The sequence below is a fragment of the Desulforamulus aeronauticus DSM 10349 genome, assembly GCF_900142375.1.
GTDB classification, from domain to species: domain Bacteria; phylum Bacillota; class Desulfotomaculia; order Desulfotomaculales; family Desulfotomaculaceae; genus Desulfotomaculum; species Desulfotomaculum aeronauticum.
In genome coordinates, this window is record NZ_FRAR01000037.1 from 1 (window position 1) to 23,627 (window position 23,627).

General features: G+C 45.4%; 23 protein-coding genes, 7 tRNA genes and 1 rRNA gene. 29 read left to right on the plus strand and 2 right to left on the minus strand.

All coding sequences use genetic code 11. The features are described from left to right. Positions 1-20 precede the first annotated feature (20 nt). From BUA78_RS18595 to disA, 9 genes are all read left to right on the plus strand, one after another. Positions 21-95 (plus strand) — tRNA-Asn (locus BUA78_RS18595). A gap of 83 nt (positions 96-178) precedes the next feature. Further along, positions 179-295 (plus strand): 5S ribosomal RNA (gene rrf / locus BUA78_RS18600). 9 nt (positions 296-304) lie between these two features. Next, positions 305-379 (plus strand) — tRNA-Asn (locus tag BUA78_RS18605). Positions 380-725: 346 nt separating this feature from the next. Beyond that, complete coding sequence (locus BUA78_RS18610; protein WP_072917560.1) at positions 726-1,190, plus strand: CtsR family transcriptional regulator; 465 nt, start codon at positions 726-728, stop codon at positions 1,188-1,190. A 16-nt stretch (positions 1,191-1,206) separates the two neighbouring features. Continuing rightward, positions 1,207-1,719: a UvrB/UvrC motif-containing protein gene (locus BUA78_RS18615; RefSeq protein WP_072917563.1), complete on the plus strand. Its 513-nt coding sequence runs from the start codon at positions 1,207-1,209 to the stop codon at positions 1,717-1,719. Positions 1,720-1,732: 13 nt separating this feature from the next. After that, positions 1,733-2,800: a protein arginine kinase gene (locus tag BUA78_RS18620; RefSeq protein WP_072917565.1), complete on the plus strand. Its 1,068-nt coding sequence runs from the start codon at positions 1,733-1,735 to the stop codon at positions 2,798-2,800. 18 nt (positions 2,801-2,818) lie between these two features. Beyond that, positions 2,819-5,272, plus strand: a complete 2,454-nt coding sequence (locus tag BUA78_RS18625) for an ATP-dependent Clp protease ATP-binding subunit (protein ID WP_072917568.1) — start codon at positions 2,819-2,821, stop codon at positions 5,270-5,272. Positions 5,273-5,561: 289 nt separating this feature from the next. Continuing rightward, entirely contained in the window at positions 5,562-6,914 is a 1,353-nt protein-coding gene (gene radA / locus BUA78_RS18630; protein WP_072917570.1) for a DNA repair protein RadA, read from the plus strand. A gap of 12 nt (positions 6,915-6,926) precedes the next feature. Next, positions 6,927-8,012, plus strand: a complete 1,086-nt coding sequence (gene disA, locus BUA78_RS18635; protein ID WP_072917572.1) for a DNA integrity scanning diadenylate cyclase DisA — start codon at positions 6,927-6,929, stop codon at positions 8,010-8,012. Between the two features lie 142 nt (positions 8,013-8,154). On the opposite strand, the gene BUA78_RS18640 is transcribed toward disA, so the two are convergent. Continuing rightward, on the minus strand, positions 8,155-8,550 hold the full coding sequence (locus BUA78_RS18640; RefSeq protein ID WP_072917574.1) for a nucleoside triphosphate pyrophosphohydrolase family protein: 396 nt from the start codon (positions 8,548-8,550) through the stop codon (positions 8,155-8,157). A gap of 189 nt (positions 8,551-8,739) precedes the next feature. Here BUA78_RS18640 and BUA78_RS18645 point away from each other — a divergent pair, with 189 nt between their 5' ends. From BUA78_RS18645 to BUA78_RS18665, 5 genes are all read left to right on the plus strand, one after another. After that, complete coding sequence (locus tag BUA78_RS18645; protein WP_072917576.1) at positions 8,740-9,216, plus strand: CarD family transcriptional regulator; 477 nt, start codon at positions 8,740-8,742, stop codon at positions 9,214-9,216. A gap of 182 nt (positions 9,217-9,398) precedes the next feature. Further along, the gene (locus BUA78_RS18650; protein WP_072917606.1) at positions 9,399-10,541 is read left to right on the plus strand and encodes a PIN/TRAM domain-containing protein; all 1,143 of its coding nucleotides are present in this window, start codon (positions 9,399-9,401) and stop codon (positions 10,539-10,541) included. Next, positions 10,534-11,229 (plus strand): 2-C-methyl-D-erythritol 4-phosphate cytidylyltransferase, encoded by a 696-nt coding sequence (ispD, locus tag BUA78_RS18655; RefSeq protein WP_072917578.1) that lies wholly within the window; start codon positions 10,534-10,536, stop codon positions 11,227-11,229. Before BUA78_RS18650 ends, ispD begins: the two co-directional genes overlap by 8 nt. Then, on the plus strand, positions 11,229-11,714 hold the full coding sequence (ispF, locus tag BUA78_RS18660) for a 2-C-methyl-D-erythritol 2,4-cyclodiphosphate synthase (RefSeq protein ID WP_072917580.1): 486 nt from the start codon (positions 11,229-11,231) through the stop codon (positions 11,712-11,714). Before ispD ends, ispF begins: the two co-directional genes overlap by 1 nt. Positions 11,715-11,811: 97 nt before the next feature. After that, entirely contained in the window at positions 11,812-13,491 is a 1,680-nt protein-coding gene (locus tag BUA78_RS18665) for a glutamine--tRNA ligase/YqeY domain fusion protein (protein WP_072917582.1), read from the plus strand. A gap of 56 nt (positions 13,492-13,547) precedes the next feature. Here BUA78_RS18665 and BUA78_RS18670 read toward each other — a convergent pair whose 3' ends face one another. Next, positions 13,548-13,886, minus strand: coding sequence for a hypothetical protein (locus tag BUA78_RS18670; RefSeq protein ID WP_072917585.1), 339 nt, complete (start codon positions 13,884-13,886; stop codon positions 13,548-13,550). A gap of 242 nt (positions 13,887-14,128) precedes the next feature. Here BUA78_RS18670 and gltX point away from each other — a divergent pair, with 242 nt between their 5' ends. From gltX to tuf, 15 genes are all read left to right on the plus strand, one after another. Further along, entirely contained in the window at positions 14,129-15,577 is a 1,449-nt protein-coding gene (gene gltX, locus BUA78_RS18675) for a glutamate--tRNA ligase (protein ID WP_072917588.1), read from the plus strand. Positions 15,578-15,758: 181 nt separating this feature from the next. After that, entirely contained in the window at positions 15,759-16,448 is a 690-nt protein-coding gene (gene cysE / locus BUA78_RS18680; RefSeq protein WP_072917590.1) for a serine O-acetyltransferase, read from the plus strand. Further along, positions 16,449-17,912 (plus strand): cysteine--tRNA ligase, encoded by a 1,464-nt coding sequence (cysS, locus tag BUA78_RS18685; protein ID WP_072917593.1) that lies wholly within the window; start codon positions 16,449-16,451, stop codon positions 17,910-17,912. It abuts the gene before it with no gap. Position 17,913: 1 nt separating this feature from the next. Next, a complete protein-coding gene (locus BUA78_RS18690) occupies positions 17,914-18,315 on the plus strand; it encodes a Mini-ribonuclease 3 (protein WP_072917595.1) in 402 nt (133 codons plus the stop codon). A gap of 102 nt (positions 18,316-18,417) precedes the next feature. Further along, complete coding sequence (thyX, locus tag BUA78_RS18695; RefSeq protein WP_072917597.1) at positions 18,418-19,176, plus strand: FAD-dependent thymidylate synthase; 759 nt, start codon at positions 18,418-18,420, stop codon at positions 19,174-19,176. Beyond that, positions 19,173-19,340, plus strand: a complete 168-nt coding sequence (locus BUA78_RS18700) for a DNA repair protein (protein WP_072917600.1) — start codon at positions 19,173-19,175, stop codon at positions 19,338-19,340. The genes thyX and BUA78_RS18700 overlap by 4 nt, the downstream gene beginning before the upstream one ends. A 28-nt stretch (positions 19,341-19,368) precedes the next feature. Next, on the plus strand, positions 19,369-20,100 hold the full coding sequence (rlmB, locus tag BUA78_RS18705; protein ID WP_238456878.1) for a 23S rRNA (guanosine(2251)-2'-O)-methyltransferase RlmB: 732 nt from the start codon (positions 19,369-19,371) through the stop codon (positions 20,098-20,100). A gap of 9 nt (positions 20,101-20,109) precedes the next feature. Continuing rightward, a complete protein-coding gene (locus tag BUA78_RS18710; protein ID WP_072917611.1) occupies positions 20,110-20,622 on the plus strand; it encodes an NYN domain-containing protein in 513 nt (170 codons plus the stop codon). A gap of 272 nt (positions 20,623-20,894) precedes the next feature. Then, positions 20,895-21,539 carry an RNA polymerase sporulation sigma factor SigH gene (gene sigH / locus BUA78_RS18715; RefSeq protein ID WP_072917602.1) on the plus strand — a complete coding sequence of 215 codons (645 nt, stop codon included), beginning with the start codon at positions 20,895-20,897 and terminating at the stop codon, positions 21,537-21,539. Between the two features lie 172 nt (positions 21,540-21,711). Continuing rightward, positions 21,712-21,787: transfer RNA gene (locus BUA78_RS18720), tRNA-Thr, on the plus strand. Between the two features lie 24 nt (positions 21,788-21,811). Continuing rightward, a tRNA-Tyr gene (locus BUA78_RS18725) sits at positions 21,812-21,897 on the plus strand. Positions 21,898-21,974: 77 nt separating this feature from the next. Continuing rightward, positions 21,975-22,050, plus strand: a tRNA-Met gene (locus BUA78_RS18730). Between the two features lie 3 nt (positions 22,051-22,053). Continuing rightward, positions 22,054-22,129 (plus strand) — tRNA-Thr (locus tag BUA78_RS18735). A gap of 6 nt (positions 22,130-22,135) precedes the next feature. Then, positions 22,136-22,212, plus strand: a tRNA-Met gene (locus BUA78_RS18740). 251 nt (positions 22,213-22,463) lie between these two features. Continuing rightward, positions 22,464-23,627 (plus strand): elongation factor Tu (gene tuf, locus BUA78_RS18745; protein ID WP_072917605.1); only part of this gene is annotated, 1,164 nt, incomplete at its 3' end.

Consider the following 23,627-nt stretch of genomic DNA (forward strand, 5'->3'; position numbering starts at 1 on the left):
CGTCGCCAGATTAATTATATTCCTCGATAGCTCAATGGTGGAGCAACCGGCTGTTAACCGGTAGGTTGCTGGTTCGAGTCCAGCTCGGGGAGCCAGTAAAAAACTGGCCTTAAGCCTATGGCCCTAGGTCATAGGCTTGGCTAGTAAAAATATCAAAATGTTATTTGAGCACAAAGTTTCTGGTGGCGATACCGGAGGGGGTACACCTGTTCCCATCCCGAACACAGCAGTTAAGCCCTTCAGGGCCGATGGTACTTGGGATGCAAATCCCTGGGAGAGTAGGTCGTCGCCAGATTAATTATATTCCTCGATAGCTCAATGGTGGAGCAACCGGCTGTTAACCGGTAGGTTGCTGGTTCGAGTCCAGCTCGGGGAGCCAATATGAAACCTCTGCAAAATGCAGAGGTTTTTTACGTATGAAAAACTATCAAAATCTGAGATATGTTTAGTAATATCATGAATGCTAATAAAAAATAAGATTTGCAAATAAATTTGACCATTATTGACCATTGCGAGATCAAAGCAATGGTTTTAATATAAAGTCAAGGTCAGGCAACGTCAAATAATTTTTGCAGTCCAACTAATTATGTCCGACAGACAGACTGCTGGTACTGGTAGGTAAAATCTCATCTAGATCAATAAGGTTTATTACAGCTTGATAGGTGAAATAATAGTCTAAGGTTAGGCAAGGTCAAGGAAAGGTTTAGTGAGGTGATGATAACTCAATGGCCAATATTTCAGAGCTAATTGAACGCTATATCAAAAATCTACTTCAGGAGAGTCAAGGTGATTCTGTAGAGCTACAGAGAAACGAATTGGCCGCTCAATTCAAATGTGTACCGTCTCAAATTAACTATGTATTATCCACCCGCTTTAACACTGAAAATGGTTTTATTGTAGAAAGTCGCCGTGGTGGTGGCGGCTTTATTCGAATTGTTAAAATCCCCTTGGAGCAACATGGTGACCCAGCCGTACAAATATATCGTTTAGTGGGTGAGGAAATAAACCAATCCCAGGCAGAAAATATTATTAAGCGTCTGGCTGAAGAAGAACTTATTACTCTCAGGGAAGCGCAAATATTTAGAGCAGTGGTAGATCGTAATTCACTTCGTTTGGAGTTACCCTGGCGTGACAGTTTGCGAGCTAATTTATTACGGGTCATGCTTGCTGCCGTATTCAGAGAGAGTTGAGGAAGGAGGAACTATAATGCTTTGCGATCGTTGTCAAAAACGACCGGCTCAGGTTCATTTTACCCAAGTTATCAATAATACCAAGAAACAAATGAGCCTATGCTCTACCTGTGCTGCAGAAATGCAGGCAGAAAGTTTAGGAGGACTACCACAACTAAATTTACATGATTTCTTGGCCGGCTTAATTAATCATCATTTTACTGGTAACCAAATTCAAACCAAGTCTTTGCCTCAGGTAAGCTGCGAAAAATGCGGTGCCACGGAAGCCCAGGTAGCCAAAAGTGGACTCTTTGGCTGTAGTGAATGTTATAGCCAATTTGGGCAAGGAGTACAGCCTTTATTAAAACGGATACATGGCAGTAGCCAGCATACCGGGAAGGTTCCCCGGAGAACCGGCGGTAAGGCTATCATAGCCAAAGAGATTCGTATTTTAAAAGGACAGCTGCAGGAAGCTATTAGACAGGAAGAGTTTGAAAAGGCTGCTGGGGTACGTGATCGAATCAAAGATCTGGAGCAGCAGCTTCAATAGGGGAGGGATCAAAATGTCCTTACGGGAGACGGTAAGTAATCCCTATAGCAAATGGCTGGATGCATCTGGCCCGGAAAGTGATGTTATCATCAGTAGTCGGGTGCGCATAGCTAGAAACCTAGTAGGTTATCCCTTTCCGCACTTACTGGGCTATGACAATGCTGATAAAATTTTATATGCGGTCCAATCAGCCATAGAAAGTGCGGCTATCAAGGAAATTGTAGGTCAGTTAGAGTTGTCTCGCATGACAGAATTATCACCTACAGAAAGGCAAATACTAGTCGAGAAACATTTAATTAGCCCAGATATGTTGGAACAACCTGAGAAAAGGGGTGTAGTTCTCAGTGCGGACGAAGTCATTGATATTATGATCAATGAAGAGGATCACCTGCGTATCCAATGTTTGTTACCAGGATTACAACTAAAGGAATGTTGGGATCTGGCCAATAAAGTGGATGATGGTATGGAGCAGATATTAGATTTTGCCTTTGCAGAAGACATGGGTTATCTTACCTCCTGCCCAACCAACGTGGGGACCGGTCTACGGGCTTCAGTAATGCTTCATTTGCCGGCACTGGTAATGACGCAGCAAATCAATTCTATTTTGACTACCTTATCAAAATTAGGCTTAACGGTGCGGGGACTTTATGGTGAGGGGACGCAAGCTACCGGCAATTTATTTCAAGTGTCAAATCAAGTTACCCTGGGTCTTACTGAGGATGAAATTATTGATAATTTGATTATGGTAGCTAAGCAATTGGTAACTCAGGAGAGAACCGCCCGACTGGCCTTGTACAAGGAGCAACAGTATCCGATTGAGGATAGGGTTTGGCGGGCTTATGGTCTATTAAAATACGCTAGGAGTATTACCTCTACGGATACCATGAACTTGTTATCTGATATGAGGCTGGGTGTTGATTTGAACATTATACCCAATATTCCTCGGGGATTGATTATGGAGTTGATTGTGATGACTCGCCCGGCTTTTTTAAATAAATTGAAGGGTGAGGATCTTAATCCTGCACAGAGGGATATCTTTCGTGCCACTTTAATAAGGGAAAAATTAAATTCTTTATCCTAATGGTTAGGAGGTTGTACTATGTTTCAAAGATTTACTGAAAGGGCGCAAAAAGTTTTGGTGTTGGCCCAAGAGGAAGCACGCAGATTAAAATACCCTTACATCGGTACCGAACATATTTTGTTAGGACTCATCAAAGAAGGTGAAGGGATTGCTGCTAGGGCACTGGAGCAAATGAATATCAGTGCGGAAAAGGTTAAAACTGTCGTAGAGCAAATGGTAGAGACCGGTAAGGAGTCTGTGCCGGCGGATATTCCCCCTACTCCACGGGCTAAAAAGGTTTTGGAATTGTCGGTAGAAGAATCTCGCCGTATGGGCCACAATTATGTCGGTACCGAACACCTACTGCTAGGCCTAATTCGTGAGGGAGAAGGGGTAGCGGCCCAGGTGCTGGTTTCCTTAGGTGCAGATTTAGAGAGGGTTCGTCAGCAAGTACTCGCTATGCTAGGTGGTGCTCCTGGGGGTGGGCAGCCCGCCGGTGGACACGGACATAGCTGCCCCGCTGGGGGTTGTAAAACTGCCAGTTTGGATCAATTTAGCAAAGATCTAACTCAATTTGCCAAAGAAGATAAATTGGACCCAGTGGTTGGTCGAGCTAAGGAGATTGAACGTGTCATTCAGGTGCTCTCCCGTCGGACCAAAAACAATCCGGTTCTAATCGGGGAGCCTGGGGTAGGTAAAACAGCCATTGCCGAAGGACTGGCCCAACGCATTGTCAGTGGCAATGTGCCAGAGATTCTTTTGCAACGCCGGGTGGTAACCCTTGATTTACCTGGTATGGTGGCCGGTACCAAGTACCGGGGGGAATTTGAAGATCGACTTAAAAAGGTGATGGAGGAAATTAAGCAAGCGGGTAATATTATCGTGTTTATTGACGAACTCCATACTCTAATTGGGGCGGGCGCTGCTGAAGGAGCTATTGATGCCGCCAATATTTTAAAGCCTGCGCTGGCGCGAGGGGAAATTCAAACCATTGGGGCTACCACATTAGATGAGTATCGTAAGTATATTGAAAAGGATCCTGCTTTAGAGAGACGTTTTCAACCCATCCAGGTGGATGAACCTACCGTGGAGGAAACCATCGAAATTTTAAAGGGCGTCCGCGATAAATATGAAGCACATCATAGGGTCAACATTACTGATGTGGCCTTGGAGTCTGCAGCCAAATTATCGGATCGCTACATTACGGATCGATTTTTACCGGATAAAGCTATTGATTTAATTGATGAAGCAGCCTCTCGTGTACGCATCAAAGCGTTCACCGCTCCACCGGATTTGAAGGATAGGGAAAAGATGTTGGATGGAATCCGCAAAGAGAAGGAAGCAGCTATTAACAATCAAGAATATGAAAAGGCTGCGGAACTGCGAGATAAGGAACAGGCTATTTTATCTGAGTTGAATCAGGTTCGGGATAATTGGAATCAAACTAAGGGTGGCAACCATTTGGTTGTTACCGAAGAGGATATCGCCCATATTGTAGCCAGTTGGACCGGTGTGCCTGTGAAAAAAATGGCTCAGGAAGAATCGGAACGACTTTTACATCTGGAAGATATCCTTCATAAGCGAGTGGTTGGCCAAAATGATGCCGTGCAGGCGGTGTCCCGGGCAGTTCGTCGTGCACGGGCTGGCCTAAAGGACCCCAAACGTCCGGTAGGCTCCTTTATCTTCCTGGGGCCCACTGGCGTGGGTAAGACTGAACTGGCTAAAGCCCTGGCTGAAGCACTGTTTGATGACGAAGATGCGATGGTACGCATTGATATGTCCGAATATATGGAGAAACATGCTGTTTCCCGCTTGGTAGGTGCCCCTCCCGGCTACGTGGGATATGATGAAGGAGGCCAGTTAACCGAGGCTGTACGACGTAAGCCCTACTCGGTGCTACTGCTGGATGAAATCGAAAAGGCACATCCAGATGTTTTTAATATCCTGCTGCAAGTGTTGGAGGATGGACGACTGACAGACACTAAGGGTCGGGTGGTGGATTTCCGAAACACCGTGATTATCATGACTTCTAACGTCGGTTTATCAAATCTGAAGGCTGTTGGGCGGGTAGGTTTTGCTGCCAATGCTGGTGAAGCTGCAGAAGAGTACCAAAAACTGAAGGAGCGTTCGGAAGAAGCCTTAAGACGGACCTTCCGTCCAGAATTTATCAATCGTATTGATGAAACCATTGTTTTCCATTCCTTAACCCGTGAACACATTAAACAAATTGTCGATTTAATGTTACGGGAGGTTGCTAAACGTATGGAAGAGCACGAGGTACATCTTAGTTTTTCGGATGCTGCCAAAGAAAAGCTGGCTGAAGTAGGCTTCAGTGAAGAATTTGGGGCACGCCCGTTGCGCCGGGAAATCCAACGCAGGGTAGAGGACCGTCTCTCTGAAGAGCTGATTAAAGGAACCTTTAACAAGGGAGAGCAAGTTTTAATAGATGTTCAGGAAAGCGATATTGTAGTAAAAGCACTGGCAATGGCATAAATTTTAAAGTAAAGGCGACTCGTTAGGGGTTGCCTTTACTTTACTGGTTAGAGGGTCTTTAAATAAGACTTAAGTCCCGGGTCCTATGGACTATGGTCTAAAACCAGTTAGCGTTATAACCTAAATTGGTAGAATGTTTTGTACGGGTGGTTTCCGAAAGTCATTACCGTATGGAATAATTTTCAAAATAGGGAGGAATTTAATAAAGAACAGCGAATGTCAAAACTTGGAGAAAAATTAACAAATACTAACCAATTTGTGTTATAGAAATAAATGGGGGTACCATAATTTGCGTAATAAAACCACCTATGCCTGTCAGGCATGTGGTCATCAATCTGCTAGGTGGCTGGGGCGTTGCCCTGGTTGTGGAGAATGGAATACTTTGTTGGAAGAAAGGGCCGAGAAGCCGGCCAAGTCTGTACGTGGCATTAGCGGTAGTGGCCCTGTGCCAGTGACGGATGTTATCATCACGCAGGAAGAACGATATTCCACCGGGCTAACAGAGTTGGATCGAGTACTGGGAGGGGGCTTAGTGCCTGGCTCCTTGGTGCTGGTAGGGGGAGACCCCGGCATTGGCAAATCCACGCTGTTACTGCAAGCAGCAGCTGCCCTAGCAGCAAGGATCGGTAAAGTTTTATATGTATCGGGAGAAGAATCAGCTCAGCAAATCAAGATGCGAGCGGAACGCATCGGGGCTTTACAGGGCGAACTGTTATTAATGGCTGAAACCGATATGTCTCTGGTGGAAAAAGTTATCAAAGAAAGCAAACCTCGGGCGGTCATTTTAGACTCCATCCAAACGGTCTATTATCCAGAGGTATCTTCTGCCCCGGGCAGTGTCTCGCAAGTACGGGAGTGTACGGGTATCTTAATGCGAATTGCCAAGGGAACTGGTATCCCGGTGTTTGTGGTGGGCCATGTAACCAAAGAGGGTACGCTGGCCGGTCCCAGGGTTTTAGAACATATGGTAGATACGGTGCTCTATTTTGAGGGTGAGCGGCATCAAGCCCACCGCATCCTGCGTACCGTAAAAAATCGCTTTGGTTCCACCAATGAGTTAGGAATTTTTGAAATGCGAGGCCAAGGGTTAACCGAGGTTATAAATCCTTCGGAGCTATTTATGAACCAAAAGCCTGAAGCTGTGGCTGGGTCAGCAATTATCCCTAGTTTAGAGGGGAGCCGTCCTTTGCTAGTAGAGATCCAGGCGTTGGTTTGTCCCACTGGTTTTGGTACACCAAGACGGATGACCTCTGGGATAGATTATAACCGAGTGGCCTTAATTATGGCAGTACTGGAGCGACGGGTAGGGCTCAGACTTTCTACTCATGATGCCTATGTTAGTGCCGTAGGCGGGGTTAAGCTGGATGAACCAGCGGCAGATCTGGCGGTGGCTTTGGCCATTGCCTCCAGCTTTAAAGAGAAGCCCTTGCAGAATAATCTGGTATTGGTGGGCGAAGTTGGTTTAACAGGGGAAATTAGGCCGGTATCAGGTATGGATAAGCGCTTACATGAAGCAGCAAAATTGGGTTTTAAGCACTGTATTGGTCCCGCTAGAGAGCAACAAATGCAAAAAATGGGTATAATAGAATACATCGGTGTGCAATCCATTCAAGAGGCAGTAGAAGCCGCCATTGGGCGGTAAGGGGTGTAAAGATTGGTTAAAGACGAAAAAATTGAGGATAGGTTACTAAAACTATTACGGTTAGTGGCCCCTGGTACATCCCTTAGAGAAGGGCTGGAGAATATTTTGCGGGCTAAAACCGGGGCGTTAATTGTGGTAGGGGACAGTCCAGAGGTGATGGAATTAGCCGAGGGGGGGTTTGCCATTAATGCAGAGTTCACCCCAGCAGGATTGTATGAATTAGCGAAGATGGATGGAGCTATTATTCTTAGTGATGATACGAAAAAAATCATTGCTGCTAACACCCAGCTTATACCCGACCTCATTATTCCCTCCAGTGAAACAGGTATTCGCCACCGCACTGCCGAGCGGGTAGCAAAACAATGTGATATGCCAGTTATCTCGATATCTCAACGAAGAGGCGTTATTACTATTTATAAAGGACCCATTAAATATTTTCTGCGGGAAATTGGAGTAATTTTAGCTAAAGCCAATCAAGCGGTGCAAACCCTGGAAAAGTATCGTTCTGTTTCCGATAAAGTAATGAATGAATTATCAATGATGGAATTGCAGGAAGTGGTAACCCTATATGACGTTACTCGGGCCATCCAAAGAATTGAGATGGTGCTGCGAGTGAAAAAAGAAATTGATCGTTACATTAGCGAGTTGGGTACGGAAGGTCGCCTGATTGCCATGCAGATGGATGAATTGGTAGCCAATGTAGAAGAAGAGGGTCTGCTGGTGATTCAGGATTATGCTACAACTTTAGGCGAAAAAACCCCGGATAGTATCCTCAAAGTTATTGGTAGTTGGCCTGCCGAAGACCTGCTCGATCTAGTACTAATCGCCAGAGCTTTAGGATATCCAGGTAGTGCCAGCGTATTGGACCAGAGTGTATCCCCACGTGGTTACAGGGCATTGCGAAAAATACCGCGTCTACCTTTGCCTGTTATTGAAAATTTAGTGTCTACCTTTAAATATTTAAGAACGATTCTGCTAGCCTCCATTCAGGAATTAGATGAAGTGGAAGGTATCGGTGAGGTGCGCGCAAGATCCATTAAAGATGGTCTCACCCGCTATGGAGAGATGTTATTGCAAAATCGCTATAAAATAAAATAAACTGGCTGTTAGCTGGAGCTATCAGTCTTCAGCCAGCGGCTTTGTTTAGCTTGGTTTTGGGGTTTAGCAGAATTACTGGCCTTAGGCCTATGGCTAAAAAGAGAGTGGCGCAAAAAAGTAGTTTTGCGCCACTCCCTAGGTTTTAGGTCAAATTGTATTCCCTTAAAAGTTCCAATTGCTTATGTTCTTTTATAAAAATGTCATAAAGATTAAGGTCAAGCAAATTACATAAAGCGGCCATGTAGAAGAGGGAACGTCCAATTTCACACTCAATGGTTTCTCGACAGCTAGGGCAAAGGTTTCCAGAAAGATGGGAATCCATTAGCGTTTTTAAATCAAAAAAACTTGCATCCTCGGGTAGGGTTTTTTTATTAGCAACGATTTTTTGGCAACCGCAGGACGTAACAGACTGTACCACAGAACGTTGGACCCGTACACCAGATTCCTGCATCTTGGATAGTATTTCTAAAATGCTCCTATGACAAAGCAGCATCTCGGAAACAGTATTCTGAAACTGATCGCAAAGCAAGTCTTTCATCTGCCCGACCACTCCTTTTACTCTCCGTTAAAGCAATTATAGCTAGCCTGAAGGGGCTTTGTCAAACGGACCATTATGTCATAAAATGCTTATTGACACCGCTGTAACGCTATGCTAAAATATATGTTTTTTGACACGGGTGGTATTTTGTGCTATAATTGTGACAACATTATTGGGGAGGGGTTGGCCTTGTTCAAAATTGGTGACAAAGTCGTATATCCAATGCACGGAGCCGGAGTCATCGAGGCCATTGAAGAAAAAGAGGTTTTAGGCGAAAAACGCCAGTACTATATTTTGCGACTTCCCATCGGTGATATGAAAGTTATGATTCCTATTAGCAATTGTAATGATATTGGTTTGCGGGGAATTATCAATCCCCAAGAGGTAGCTACGGTGATGGGTGTGCTGCAAGGTCAGACCTCCATGATGTCCACCAATTGGAACCGCCGTTATCGTGCTAACCTGGAAAAGATTAAGAGTGGCGACATTTACGAAGTAGCCGAAGTAGTCCGGAATCTTTTAACCAGGGACAAGGAGAAGGGTTTATCCTCCGGTGAACGTAAAATGTTAGAAAATGCACGACAAATCCTGATTAGTGAACTGGTTTTAGCAGCTGAATTAGAGGAAGATAACGCACGCTCTCTCATTGATGGGGTTTTTGCCTAAACATCGAATAAAGGTACTGTTTTTCCTATATGGGTGTCATTATTCGCCCTTTTTTGTTGTTGAATGAACTTAACCAGTACCTTTATAATTATGGTCAGTACCATTTTTTTGGCATATATCTGCGTAAGAGCAAACAAGCCAATTTTCGAAAAATGGTTACCACGAAGGGAGGTGCAATGAAAATTATTCGAAAAACTATCTATGGGCTAATTATTTTACTTTTTGCTAGTCTAGGGTTTTGGGTGGGTTTATACATCGTATCGAATGATTTAGTTATGGTACCGGACACACTTCCACAATTGGAGTTGGGTGTAATCGCTCTGGGGGCGTTGTTAGGTTTGCTGGTGGGAGTTGTCAGTGCACCCTGGATTATTCGGGGGGGCCTTAAACTTACGGTAGTAGTTGATCAACACTTAGTGAAAACCCCGACCCAAGACTTGATTATGGGTTCTTTAGGACTTATTTTTGGACTTATTATTGCTAATTTATTGGGTGCCATTCTATCAACCATGGGTGCCATTGGGAAAGCGATTTGGCTTTTGGGCACGCTATTACTGGGATATTTAGGGCTATCGGTGGCGGTAAAGAAAAGAGAGGATATTGTCTCACTATTTTCCAGCCTACCCCGTTTTGGTAAAGAAAAATTAACAAAGGCGGAAACCAAGGCTCAACAAACAAAGGTTTTAGATACCAGTGTAATCATTGACGGCCGAATTGCCGAATTATGCCAGAGTGGTTTTATCGAGGGTGTGCTATTAGTACCTGTGTTTGTGGTCGATGAATTACGGCACATTGCGGACTCAGCGGATCTTTTAAAAAGAAACAGAGGCCGACGGGGGCTGGATATCTTAAATGCCATGAAAAAATCAGCCGATATCAAAGTGCAGATTTATGAAAACGCCAAGGGGTTGGATGATATTGCCGAAGTAGATGCCAAATTGGTTAAGTTGGGCCAGAAATTAGGGGCCAAGATCATTACCAATGACTACAACTTAAACAAAGTGGCGGAATTACAAGGTGTTAAAGTTTTAAATATTAATGAATTGGCCAATGCCATTAAACCGGTAGTACTACCCGGTGAAGAAATGACAGTGATGGTGGTCAAAGATGGCAAGGAAATGGGCCAGGGTGTTGCTTATCTGGATGATGGTACCATGATTGTGGTTGATGGTGGAAAACGCTATATGGGCCAAACCATTAGTGTTTTGGTAACCAGTGTGTTACAAACGGCAGCGGGCCGGATGATTTTTGCCAAGCCTAAGGGTACAGATAAACGTGCAGAAGCGGCCGGGCAAGTTGTGGGTGGAGTGAACGCCATTGGGTAAGGTAATTGCGATTGTTCCGGCAGCAGGTAGTGGCAGCAGGATGGGTTCAACAGTAAAAAAACAATATCTGCAGTTGGTGGATAAACCGGTGATCATGCATACTCTGGCTGCCTTAGAGCAATGTCCGGAAATTGATGGTATTGTAATAGTGGTGGGGCCGGGTGAAGTAGCTTTATGCCAAGAGATGATTGATCAAGGAAATGCTTTAAGCAAAATTATGGCGGTGGTGCCGGGTGGCGACCACCGCCAAACTTCTGTGTATAACGGTCTGTGTGCACTGCCACAGGACACCGAACTGGTGCTTATTCACGATGGGGCTAGGCCCTTGATACGACCAGAGGAAATTGCTGAAGTTATCAGGGTAACCAGGGAAATCGGAGCAGCGGCCTTGGCTGTACCGTTAAAAGACACCATTAAGGTGGTGGATGAACGGGGGATTGTCATGGCTACACCCCGACGGGAAACTCTTTGGGCGGTGCAGACTCCTCAAGTTTTTCGGTTCTCGCTTATTATGCAGGCACACCGCCGGGCTTTAGATACCGGTATGCTGGCCACTGATGATTGCGCCTTGATCGAGGCACTAGGGTCCCCGGTACAATTGGTAGCAGGAAGTTATGAAAACTTAAAAATAACAACTCCGGAAGACCTGGTTCTAGCCGAAGCATTCATCAAAAGGAGGAAGAATTAATGCGTATTGGCATCGGTTATGATGTACATAAACTGGTGAATGACCGCCCACTCATTCTGGGAGGGGTAATTATTCCATACCCGGTAGGACTCTTGGGACATTCAGATGCGGATGTGCTGACCCATGCCATTATGGATGCGCTGCTCGGTGCCGCTGCCCTGGGGGACATTGGCAAGCATTTTCCAGACAGCGATGCCCGTTATCAAGGGATTTCCAGTCTTGAACTCTTAAAAGAAGTTACGTCTAAATTGACCGAGCTACATTATTCAATCAATAATCTTGACGCGGTGGTGGTGGCTCAGGCCCCAAAATTGGCACCCTATCTACCCGACATGCGGGGTAACCTAGCGAAGATTCTGGGGCTTCCCCTGGAGGATATTAATTTAAAGGCCACTACCACCGAGCATTTAGGGTTTGCTGGCAGGGGAGAAGGCATCGGTGCTTATGCAGTGTGTACGCTGCTTAAAAGCAAGGCTGCATTGTAAGTTACTTATAGAAAAAAGGATTTTTGGACAAGATGTGGAAAAATGACATTTTATGACCAAATAATATTTTTACTATAGAAGAGGGAGACGGGGGAAAATGAACTCTAAGATTTCTAGTTTTATTCATGATATGATTGATGACGATTTGAACCAAGGAAAGAACAATCGCCGGGTACATACGCGTTTCCCACCCGAACCAAATGGCTACCTACATATTGGACATGCTAAGTCCATTTGCTTAAACTTTGGCCTGGCCCAGGAATACAAGGGTCTTTGTAATCTGAGATTTGATGATACGAACCCCAGCAAAGAAGATGTTGAGTATGTGGATTCCATTCAGGCAGATGTAAAGTGGTTGGGTTACAGCTGGGATGATCGGTTGTTCTACGCCTCAAATTACTTTGATAAACTGTACGAGTTTGCTGTGAATTTAATTAAAGCCGGCAAAGCCTATGTGGACGATCTAAGTGCGGAAGAGATTCGGGAATACCGTGGGACCTTAACCAAACCTGGCAAAGAAAGCCCCTTCCGCAATCGCTCTATTGAAGAAAACCTTGATCTTTTTCAACGCATGAAAACGGGTGAGTTTCCAGACGGTTCCCGAGTACTGCGGGCGATTATTGATATGGCCTCTCCAAACATCAACATGCGAGATCCGGTGCTTTATCGTATCCAACGGGCAAAGCATCACCGAACTGGGGATAACTGGTGCATCTACCCAATGTATGACTATGCCCACCCGTTATCCGATGCCATAGAAGGTATTACCCATTCAATTTGTACCTGCGAATTTGAGGACCACCGCCCGTTGTATGACTGGGTCATTAAAAATGTTGGTGTGGAGTTTACCTCTCAACCACGGCAAATAGAGTTTGCTCGGTTAAATTTAAGTCATACTGTAATGAGTAAGCGAAAGTTAAAGAAATTGGTGGAGGAAGGTCACGTTAGGGGCTGGGATGATCCCCGCATGCCTACTATTTCCGGGCTGAAACGTCGAGGTTATACCCCAGAGGCTATTCGTGATTTTTGTGAGCGGATTGGTGTGGCCAAGGCCGTTAGCACGGTGGATATTGCTTTGCTGGAGCATTGCATCAGGGAAGATTTAAATTTCAGGGCTCCCAGAGTAATGGCAGTACTTCGCCCACTAAAGCTTGTGATTGACAACTATCCCGAAGATCAGGTGGAATGGTTGGATGCCGAATATAACCAAGAAAACCCGGAACTTGGTTCCCGTAAAATCCCCTTTTCTCGGGTGGTCTATATTGAACAAGAAGATTTCATGGAAGATCCACCAAAAAAATTCTTCCGTCTGACACCTGGCCGGGAGGTTCGTCTGAAACATGCTTACATTATCAAATGTGAGCAGGTGGTTAAGGATGAACAAACCGGAGAAATCCTCGAAGTACACTGTACCTATGATCCAGAGACCAAGAGTGGGATGTCCACGGAGACTCGAAAGGTAAAGGGTACCCTGCACTGGGTTGCTGAATCCCATGCCTTACCAGCGGAAGTACGACTCTACGAACATTTGTTTATTAAGGAAAATCCAGAAGAAGACAAAGAAGGGGACTTCACTCAGAATATTAACCCCAATTCCTTAGAAGTCCTGACTTCCAGTTTCGTAGAACCAAATCTAACCACGGCGGTGGCAGGTGATCGTTTCCAATTCCTGAGACAGGGTTATTTTTCACTGGACCCGGATACCGCTACAGACCGCCTAGTGTTTAACCGCATTGTGTCCCTCAAGGATTCTTGGGCAAAAATGCAGAAAAAGTAAACGAAAAGCCCCTCTGTTTGTAAAAATAGAGGGGCTTACATATGTTACTCACAGCTCTACAGCGCAAAAGCATCACAACAACCGGAGGTATAATCCCAGCGCACCTCACAATTGTCGGGTCCCCAATAAAGATGAAGGCAGGTATCGAAAACCGGGTGGAACGTATTGAAATCTAATTTTGACTGATGAATTTTCTCCCCGACCTTATGGGTGAAAATTATCTCAAATTCATGATTGCGTACCAGAGAAAAATAGGATTTTCCCACCTGCTTGTCACAGAAAACAACTAGTTCCACATTTTTATCACAAAGCTTTTTATAATCAGGTTTGAAGCTGAGAGTACCCTTTATTTCATTGTACTCATCAATTAAATCAGCAATTTTAGGAGTAGCCATACAGGGTTAATACCTCCTGCTATTTCATTATTCCAACATTTAAAATTCTCCAAAACTACAAATTCTCCTGCCACAATTGAAATAAAATTCACAATGTATACTTAATACTATGCGATAAGGCTGCAAAGGTGACATTTTTCAACAAACTTTACTATCGTTGCAAGGAGTTGTGTCACTTTATACAAAAATGATATAATATCCATCTGAGAGATGAACTAAAAAATGATAGAGGAGGAAATCTTTTGTCTGTCAGGGTTAGATTTGCCCCCAGTCCGACGGGGCCTTTACATATTGGGGGAGCTAGATCGGCGCTTTTTAACTGGCTATATGCCCGTCACCACGGAGGCCAGTTCGTTGTAAGGGTTGAAGATACTGACCTGGAGAGATCCTCCAGAGAATCTGAAGAAAATATATTGAATGCCCTGCGTTGGTTGGGGATTGATTGGGATGAAGGAATTACCGTGGGTGGACCCAATGAACCCTATCGGCAAACGGAACGGCTGGAATTGTATCGGGGGCTTGCTAAAGAGCTGCAGGAGCGGGGCTTTGCCTATCAGTGTTATTGCAGTGAAGAAGAATTGGCAGCCGAACGGGAAGCCTTGATGGCCAAAGGAGAGCTGCCGCGTTACTTGGGCCGTTGCCGCCATCTCTGTGCTGAAGAGAAAGCAAAGTTCGAGGCTGCAGGCAAGAAACCGGTAGTCCGTTTTAAAGTTCCCGAGAATCAAATAATCTCCATTCATGACCATGTACGGGGGCAGGTTGAGTTTGAAAGCAATGGCATTGGCGACTTTGTCATTATGAAATCTGATAACATTCCCACCTATAACTTTGCCGTGGTGGTGGATGACCACGACATGAATATTAGCCACGTGGTGCGGGCGGAGGAACATCTATCCAATACCCCCCGGCAAATTCTTATCTATGATGCCTTGGGCTGGAAGAAGCCGGAGTTTGCCCATATCTCTCTAATTTTAGGGAAAGACCGCAGCAAGATGAGTAAACGCCACGGAGCCACTTCCATTGAACAATATGAAAAGTTGGGGTATCTGCCTGAAGCATTGGTCAATTTCCTGGCACTGCTGGGGTGGTCACCCAGCGGTGAAGAAGAAATTCTTTCTTTGGAAGAAATTACGAAGCAGTTTTCCCTGGACCGGGTAGCAAAAAATCCGGCAGTATTTGATATTGATAAACTAAACTGGCTCAACGGACAATATATTCGCAATTATTCGGTGGCCAAATTAACTCGCTTAGCCATACCATATCTAAAGGAAGCAGGCTATCTGGAAGGAGAAGTGACGGGCGAAAAACTAATTTGGTTGGAACAAGTGGTGTCCATTGCCAGGAACTATATCTCCTATATGCAGGAAATCTCCCAACACGTGGATATCTTTTTCCAAGACCAAGTAAAGGTGGAGGAAGAGGATGCCAAAGAGGTGCTCACCTGGGAACAAATGCCGGTGGTTATGCAGGCGGCTGCTACGCTATTCACTGAGGTAGAGGAATTAACCGAAGAATCGGTTAAGGCAACTATAAAGGCCATTGGGAAACAAACCGGACTCAAGGGTAAATTTATTTTCCAACCCTTACGGGTGGGCATTACCGGTCGAACCCATGGACCCGAGCTGCATCAGATTATACCGGTTATTGGCAGGGAACGGACGGTTGCCAGATTACGTGCTATGATTCAATAAAACATACGCTAGATAGCAGTAGAAAATGATAATAATGCAGGGTATGGTGTTATCGACGCGGAGCATGGAACTTACTTGCGGTGGATAACATCTACCCACACTAACCCTACCGTTATTATTAGATCAGAATAGAAAGCTAACCCATGGGTTAGAAAAAGTGTTAGGAACGGAGGTGATCCCCGTGTTCAGCCGGATTAAGAAAGAGATAAATGCTATATTTGAACGGGACCCAGCGGCCAAGAGTGTGCTTGAGGTCTTACTTTGTTATCCCGGCCTACACGCAATCCTCCTGCATCGGGTAGCCCACGCGATCCATCGAAAGGGATTCTTTGTACTCGCTCGGTTTCTCTCCCAAGTATCCAGATTTCTTACCGGTATTGAAATTCATCCGGGTGCCCGAATTGGGGAAGGACTTTTTATTGACCATGGTTCCGGAGTGGTTATCGGTGAAACGGCTGAGCTTGGGGACAACGTAACTATTTATCAAGGGGTTACTTTAGGGGGAACAGGCAAAGAAAAGGGTAAGCGGCATCCTACCATCGGCAATAACGTGGTGATTAGTTCGGGGGCTAAGGTATTGGGCTCTTTTACGGTAGGGGATAATGTAAAGATTGGTGCCGGTTCGGTGGTGCTGAAAACGGTACCACCAAATTGCACAGTGGTTGGGGTGCCTGGACGTATCGTCATACGGGACGGGCAAAAGGTTGAGTCTGCCTACACCCCAGATTTACGGCACGATCAGATGCCCGACCCCATTGCTGATATGCTAAGCCAGATGCAGAACGATATCGAGCGTTTAGAGCGGAAGTTAAAAGAAGTGGAACGTGAATGTTGTCATTTGAAAGATAAGGCGGAGGGGGCCAAGAGTTAGATGCAAATTTATAACACCCTAACCAGAACCAAGGAAGAATTTATACCCAAAGAGCCCGGACGGGTCAACATGTATGTTTGTGGGCCTACTACCTATAACTTTATTCACTTGGGTAATGCCAGACCATTGGTTTTTTTTGATACCGTGAGGCGTTATTTTATTTACAAAGGTTATCAGGTAAATTATGTCCAAAACTTTACCGATGTGGACGACAAAATTATCAAGCGTGCCCAGGAAGAGAAAATGGACCCATTGGAACTGGCACAAAAATATATTCGCGAGTTCTTTGTAGATGCGGATGCCCTTAATGTCATGCGTGCAGAGACACATCCTAAGGTATCGGAACACATACAAGAAATCATTGCTTTGATTAAAAAGTTAGAAGCCAATGGAAATGCCTATGCCGTTGATGGGGATATTTATTTTGAGGTTCGGAGTTTCCCGGGGTACGGTAAATTATCCGGCCGCAGCTTGGAAGATATGCAAGCCGGAGCCAGGGTAGAAGTGGACCCCCGAAAAAAAGATCCGATGGATTTTGCCCTTTGGAAAGCGGCTAAACCGGGTGAGCCCAGTTGGCCCAGCCCTTGGGGAAAGGGGCGCCCAGGATGGCACATTGAGTGTTCCGCTATGGCAGAAAAATACTTAGGTGCTGGTTTTGATATCCATGGGGGCGGTTTTGATCTAATCTTTCCCCATCATGAAAACGAAATAGCCCAGTCCGAAGCTGCTTGCCAGCAGCCCTTTGCTCGCTATTGGATGCATAATGGTTTTATTACAGTCAATCAGGAAAAAATGTCAAAATCCCTGGGCAACTTCTTTTTAGTAAGAGAAATTTTAGCTAAATTCCCACCGGATGTTGTCAGATGGTATTTACTGTCTACTCACTACCGTAGCCCCTTGGACTTTGATGATGAAAAGCTAGTTATGGCCGGCAAAGGTTTAGACCGAATTAAGACGGCTATCCGCTTGTTATACGAGGCTTTGGCCCGTCCCATCCAACCAGGAACGGATGCAGTGCAAAGAGATACACTTTTGGCCGATAGATTAGCTTTACTTCGCTTAGAATTTGAGAAGGCTATGGATGACGATTGCAACACGGCCTTGGCGGTATCGATATATTTTGAGTTAGCCAAAGAGGTTAATATTTTTGTGGGTAAACTCGGCCCGGAACTTTCTCAGGCAAACAAAGAGGCTTTAGAGCAAGCCCACCTTTTGATGAAAGATTTTAATCGAGTTTTGGGTATTCTAAAGGAAGACCAAAGGACAGGACAATTGATTTTAGGAGAAGCCGGTCAGGACGACCAATTGGCAGAAGGGCTAGTGCAGTTAATCATAAAAATTCGCCAGGAAGCTCGCGCCAAGAAAGATTGGTCTACTGCCGATACCATTAGAGATGGCCTAAAAGAATTAGGGATCATTTTAGAAGATACCCCCCAGGGTGTCCGCTGGAAAAAGCAGGGATAATATGAACAATCAAAGGCCAGAAGAGCTGCCTAGCCTGGTGTTGGCTTATGTAGGTGATGCTGTTTATGAACTGGCCATTCGTGAATTTTTAATAGGACAGGGCCTGGGGAAAGTGAACCGCCTGCATCGAGAAGCTGTTCGTTATGTTAAGGCGGCAGCGCAAGCAAAGGCGTTGTTTGCCATGGAGGAAAAATTAACAGAAGAAGAATTGGCCGTGGTACGCAGGGGACGCAATGCGAAAATAGCTTCGCTCCCCAAAAATGCTGATTTCATGGATTATCGACATGCCACGGCTTTGGAAGCCCTGATTGGTTATCTACATTTGCAAGGGAAACAGGAACGAGTGCAGACAATTGTGGGGTTGGCCTTAGAAGCTATTGCGAAAGGACGACAAGCCAACTAGCATTAGCCTTTAGAAACATGCTACGCTAACATCATACCTAGATTAACCTTTCAGTTTGTAAATATATAGGTCAAGTTGCTGGCCATATCGGGAGAGAAGAGAGTGGGTAAAACAACAGTAAAAGTACGATTATTAGAGTATAGCCCGAACCCTGAAAAGATCGTAACGATGGCTGCTAGGCTATGTTACTCGGCATCTGACATAGATGGCCTGGAGGCTAATGTGGTTGCAGCCGATCAACAATCCTTTGTACAGAAGCTACTGGATTTGGGACATTACAGTACCATAGAACATGTTTCCTTTACCTTTGGTATCGAAGGAGTATCCCGCAGCCTACTGGCCCAGATTACCCGGCATCGCATTGCCAGTTTTAGTGTTCAGTCCCAGCGATATGTTGGGGAAACCAGACAACAAAATCAAAATGGTATCTTTGACTATGTAGTTCCTGATTCTATCATGGCGCTAGGCCCGGAAGCGATGACAGAGTTTGCCGAGCAAATGGCCCAAATACAAAAATGGTACGATGGTTGGGTAGAAAAACTGGGTGGTGGTAGAGGGGCCTATGAGGATGCCAGATTTGTTCTACCTAATGCCGCGGAAACCAAAATCATGGTTACCATGAATGCTCGGGAATTAAGACATTTCTTTCAACTGCGTTGCTGCAGGAGAGCTCAATGGGAAATTCGCCGGGTGGCTGAACAAATGTTGGCATTGGTGAAGGAGGTTGCCCCAGTCTTATTTGCTGATGCTGGCCCTGGATGTTTGGTGGGACCATGTCCGGAAGGAAAATTGAGCTGTGGCAACCGGGCGGAGGTTCGTAAACAATATGGGCTCAATTCCGTAGGGGAAGTGAATCAATGAAAATAGTCGCGTTCACCATCCTGGGGCTGTGGGTAATCGCCTTGGCCCTGGGCGTGTTTGGGGTGGTAAAACGTCGCAGGAATTTGATTCTACTGGGTGGTGTTGCCGCCCTGGGCGGGGTGGCCGCAACCTACTATCTTAAATGGCTGTTGCAAAATATGTAACATAAGTAAAGCAACATGGAGGGACGTTGTGAGTGAAATGATAGCCGGAAGAAATCCGGTTCGGGAAGCATTACGTGCGGGTCGTCCTATTAATAAAATAGTGATGGCTAAGGGGGCCAACACCGGTCCTCTGGGAGAAATCATCAGGTTAGCCCGGGAAGGCAATATTCCCGTGCAAACGGTGGAACGTTCCCACTTAGATAAGCTGGTTGCAGACACCTCGCACCAAGGTATTATTGCCTATGCGGCTGCCAAGGAATATGTAGAAGTGGAAGATATTCTTGAGATTGCCCGTTCTAAGGGGGAAGAACCTTTTATTGTCATGCTGGACGAAATAAACGACCCCCATAATTTGGGGGCCATACTTCGTACGGTAGATGCCGCCGGTGCCCACGGGGTTATTATTCCGCAGCGTAGGTCGGTAGCTTTAACAGCCACCGTCGCCAAAGCCTCTGCCGGTGCGGTAGAATATGTTCCGGTGGCCAGGGTAACTAACCTGGACCGGACCCTGCGGATGTTAAAAGAAGAAGGCCTGTGGGTAGTGGGAGCCGATATGGAGGGACCAGAGATTTACTGGCAGGCTAATCTAACAGGGCCCTTGCTGTTGGTCATTGGTGGCGAAGGGAAGGGCATTGGCAGATTGATACGAGAAAGGTGTGACCTATTAGTGCGGTTACCTATGGCAGGACGCGTAGGGTCACTTAATGCTTCAGTGGCAGCTGCATTATTGGTGTATGAGGTGGTACGCCAGAGAGGATAGGGTTTGTCCATGCAAGAGTTTTATGTGGTGGACGGATACAACATTATACATGCCTGGCCAGACTTTGCCGGTATGATCGACAACGGATTAGATCACTGCAGGGACAAGCTCATTGATATGTTAGCCAATTTCGCTGGATTCAGTGGCAGTTCTGTCAGGATCGTGTTTGACGCACACCTAGTTAAAAGTGGTGTGGAGCGATGCGATGTTATCCATGGCGTAGAGGTCTTTTATACCCAGGAAGGGGAAACTGCTGACTCGTTAATTGAAAGAATTGTGGGTGATCTGGGAAAACTCGGTACCGTGTATGTAGTTACCTCTGATTGGGATGAACAACGTATCATTTTTGGCAGAGGTGCCTACAGATTAACGCCGAAGGAGTTCAAAAAACAGGTTTTTAAGGTAAACAAAGAAGGTCAAGAAGGCTTTAATAAAGTCAACCCCACAGAGGGTTATCTGGAGGACAAACTACCCTCTGATATTAGGGTGATTTTGGAAAAATGGCGGCGTAGCAAGAATTAAAGCCCACTATGGTTGGATTTATTTTGCCTTGACGAGTCTTTTTGGGATAAGCTATAATGGAACTTGTAATTATAACTCTTTAGGTTGTTTGGCAAATTAAGCTTTCGCCGGCGTTTAGTGACTTTGGCGTACTCCAAAGGGCCAAGTCACAGGTAAACCAGCAAAGTTTTTCTAATTAACTGCTTAATCAATGGGTGTATCAGACCCCGGATACCGGCACAGCAGTACTTTTTGTTTTGGGTTAGAGAGATAAGAAAGCGGGGGCGATCATTTTGAATTCACAGGCACAAAGAGAAGTTTCCGGCGAATATAATGTAATGGTGGATGAAGATGTTGTCGAGTTTGCGCGTGAAGGTGATGACGCGGCGCTGGAGTACTTAATTAATAAGTATAAAAACTTTGTGCGTGCGAAGGCTCGTTCGTACTTCCTTATTGGGGCAGATCGTGAGGATATTATCCAAGAAGGCATGATTGGTCTTTACAAGGCTATCCGGGATTTTAGAATGGACAAGTTATCCTCCTTTCGTGCATTTGCGGAACTGTGTATCACACGGCAAATTATCACTGCTATTAAAACTGCAACTCGGCAAAAACATATCCCATTAAATTCTTATGTATCTTTAAATAAACCCATTTATGATGAGGATTCAGACCGCACATTACTAGATGTTATCTCTGGTTCTAAAATTACTGACCCCGAAGAACTCATCATCAGCAGGGAAGAGTTTGATGATATTGAAGAAAAAATGGGTGAAATCCTTAGCTCCCTCGAATGGAAAGTTCTTATGTCCTATTTGGAGGGTAAGTCTTACCAAGAGATTGCCGAAGACCTCAACCGACACGTAAAATCCATTGACAACGCACTGCAAAGAGTAAAACGTAAGCTAGAAAGATATTTAGAAAAGCGGGAAGCCTAATCTTGTTTCACTAACTGGTTACTTGATATAGATTAATACTACACGATTATACATTTTACCTCTATTTTTGACTAAAAAAAATTTGGTTAAAAAGATATAATGTTGCTAAATAATACAGTAAACAAACTGTTGACACTGAAACCTCAATCTGCTATTATAATCAATGTTCGGTGCCGACGTAGCTCAATTGGTAGAGCAGCTGACTTGTAATCAGCAGGTTGCGGGTTCGAGTCCCATCGTCGGCTCCAAAAGAAATGCTTTAAAGTTAATCTGGAGGGATTCCCGAGCGGCCAAAGGGAGCAGACTGTAAATCTGCCGTCAGACGACTTCGAAGGTTCGAATCCTTCTCCCTCCACCAGATTATAACAACAGACAATGCTTTCTCAAATAATACTTGATGGCAGGATTTGTCTGTGATATAATAACTTTTGCTGACGCGGGATAGAGCAGTTGGTAGCTCGTCGGGCTCATAACCCGAAGGTCGAGGGTTCAAGTCCCTCTCCCGCAACCAAATGCTGCTATAGCTCAGTAGGTAGAGCGTATCCTTGGTAAGGATAAGGTCACCGGTTCAAATCCGGTTAGCAGCTCCAGTATGTGGCGGCGTAGCTCAGTTGGTCAGAGCACTCGGTTCATACCCGTGGGGTCACTGGTTCAAATCCAGTCGCCGCTACCAAAGGAAAGAAGCCAGTCCGTATGGATTGGCTTCTTTCCTTTGGTAGTAGAGGGCTACGGCCATCACTGCGGATTCTAAAAGAAATCTCAAAAGCAAAGAAGGATTTTGCATCTTTGTGACGAATCTAGCAAGGGATTTGCCGGGGATTTTGGGTTGTTAACGTATAAAGATAACTAAATTGTGGAAATAACTTAAGAATGAAAGAATTCCTGGCTGGATTCCTTAATTAATGGAGGAGGAGAATCGATCTCATGGCTAAGGCTAAATTTGAACGTAACAAACCCCACGTTAACATCGGTACTATCGGTCACGTTGACCATGGTAAAACCACTTTAACAGCAGCGATTACCATTGTTCTGTCCACTGCAGGTGGTGCTGCAGTAAGACGTTACGACGAAATCGACAATGCTCCCGAAGAGCGTGAGCGTGGTATCACTATTAACACCTCACACGTAGAATACGAAACCGGCAACCGTCACTATGCCCACGTTGACTGCCCTGGTCACGCCGACTATGTTAAAAACATGATCACCGGTGCTGCTCAGATGGACGGTGCTATCCTGGTTGTATCCGCCGCCGACGGCCCGATGCCCCAGACCCGTGAACACATTCTGCTCTCCCGTCAGGTAGGTGTTCCTTACATCGTAGTATTCCTGAACAAATCAGATATGGTTGACGATCCCGAACTACTCGAACTGGTAGATATGGAAGTTCGTGAACTGTTAAGCTCCTACGAATTCCCTGGCGATGACACCCCCATCGTAGCTGGCTCCGGCCTGAAAGCTCTGGAATGTGGTTGTGGTAAGCGCGAGTGCGAATGGTGCGGCAAAGTATGGGAACTGATGGACAATGTAGACTCCTACATCCCCACTCCCGAACGTGCTGTGGATAAGCCTTTCTTAATGCCAGTAGAAGACGTGTTCTCCATCACCGGTCGTGGTACAGTAGCCACCGGTCGTGTAGAACGTGGTCAAATCAAGGTACAAGATGAAATCGAAATCGTAGGCTTAAATGACAAGCCTCGTAAGTCTGTTGTAACCGGTGTAGAAATGTTCCGTAAATTACTGGACTTTGCTCAAGCTGGTGACAACATTGGTGCTCTGCTGCGTGGTGTAGACCGCAAAGAAATTGAGCGTGGCCAAGTATTGGCTAAGCCCGGCAGCATCAAGCCCCATACTAAATACGCTGCGGAAGTATACGTACTGACCAAAGAAGAAGGTGGCCGTCATACCCCATTCTTCAATGGCTATCGTCCCCAATTCTACTTCCGTACCACTGACGTAACCGGTATCGTTCACCTGCCTGAAGGTGTAGAAATGGTTATGCCTGGTGACAACATTAAAGTAGACATCGACCTAATTACCCCTATCGCTATTGAAGAAGGCCTGCGCTTTGCTATCCGTGAAGGTGGCCGT

What these genes read in the sequence shown, in the direction of transcription:
- BUA78_RS18610 (WP_072917560.1), top strand. Translation starts at nt 726, where the DNA reads ATGGCCAATATTTCAGAGCTAATTGAACGCTATATCAAAAATCTACTT.
- BUA78_RS18615 (WP_072917563.1), top strand. Translation starts at nt 1,207, where the DNA reads ATGCTTTGCGATCGTTGTCAAAAACGACCGGCTCAGGTTCATTTTACC.
- BUA78_RS18620 (WP_072917565.1), top strand. Translation starts at nt 1,733, where the DNA reads ATGTCCTTACGGGAGACGGTAAGTAATCCCTATAGCAAATGGCTGGAT.
- BUA78_RS18625 (WP_072917568.1), top strand. Translation starts at nt 2,819, where the DNA reads ATGTTTCAAAGATTTACTGAAAGGGCGCAAAAAGTTTTGGTGTTGGCC.
- BUA78_RS18640 (WP_072917574.1), bottom strand. Translation starts at nt 8,550, where the DNA reads ATGAAAGACTTGCTTTGCGATCAGTTTCAGAATACTGTTTCCGAGATG.
- ispF (WP_072917580.1), top strand. Translation starts at nt 11,229, where the DNA reads ATGCGTATTGGCATCGGTTATGATGTACATAAACTGGTGAATGACCGC.
- BUA78_RS18665 (WP_072917582.1), top strand. Translation starts at nt 11,812, where the DNA reads ATGAACTCTAAGATTTCTAGTTTTATTCATGATATGATTGATGACGAT.
- BUA78_RS18670 (WP_072917585.1), bottom strand. Translation starts at nt 13,886, where the DNA reads ATGGCTACTCCTAAAATTGCTGATTTAATTGATGAGTACAATGAAATA.
- cysS (WP_072917593.1), top strand. Translation starts at nt 16,449, where the DNA reads ATGCAAATTTATAACACCCTAACCAGAACCAAGGAAGAATTTATACCC.
- BUA78_RS18690 (WP_072917595.1), top strand. Translation starts at nt 17,914, where the DNA reads ATGAACAATCAAAGGCCAGAAGAGCTGCCTAGCCTGGTGTTGGCTTAT.
- BUA78_RS18700 (WP_072917600.1), top strand. Translation starts at nt 19,173, where the DNA reads ATGAAAATAGTCGCGTTCACCATCCTGGGGCTGTGGGTAATCGCCTTG.
- BUA78_RS18710 (WP_072917611.1), top strand. Translation starts at nt 20,110, where the DNA reads ATGCAAGAGTTTTATGTGGTGGACGGATACAACATTATACATGCCTGG.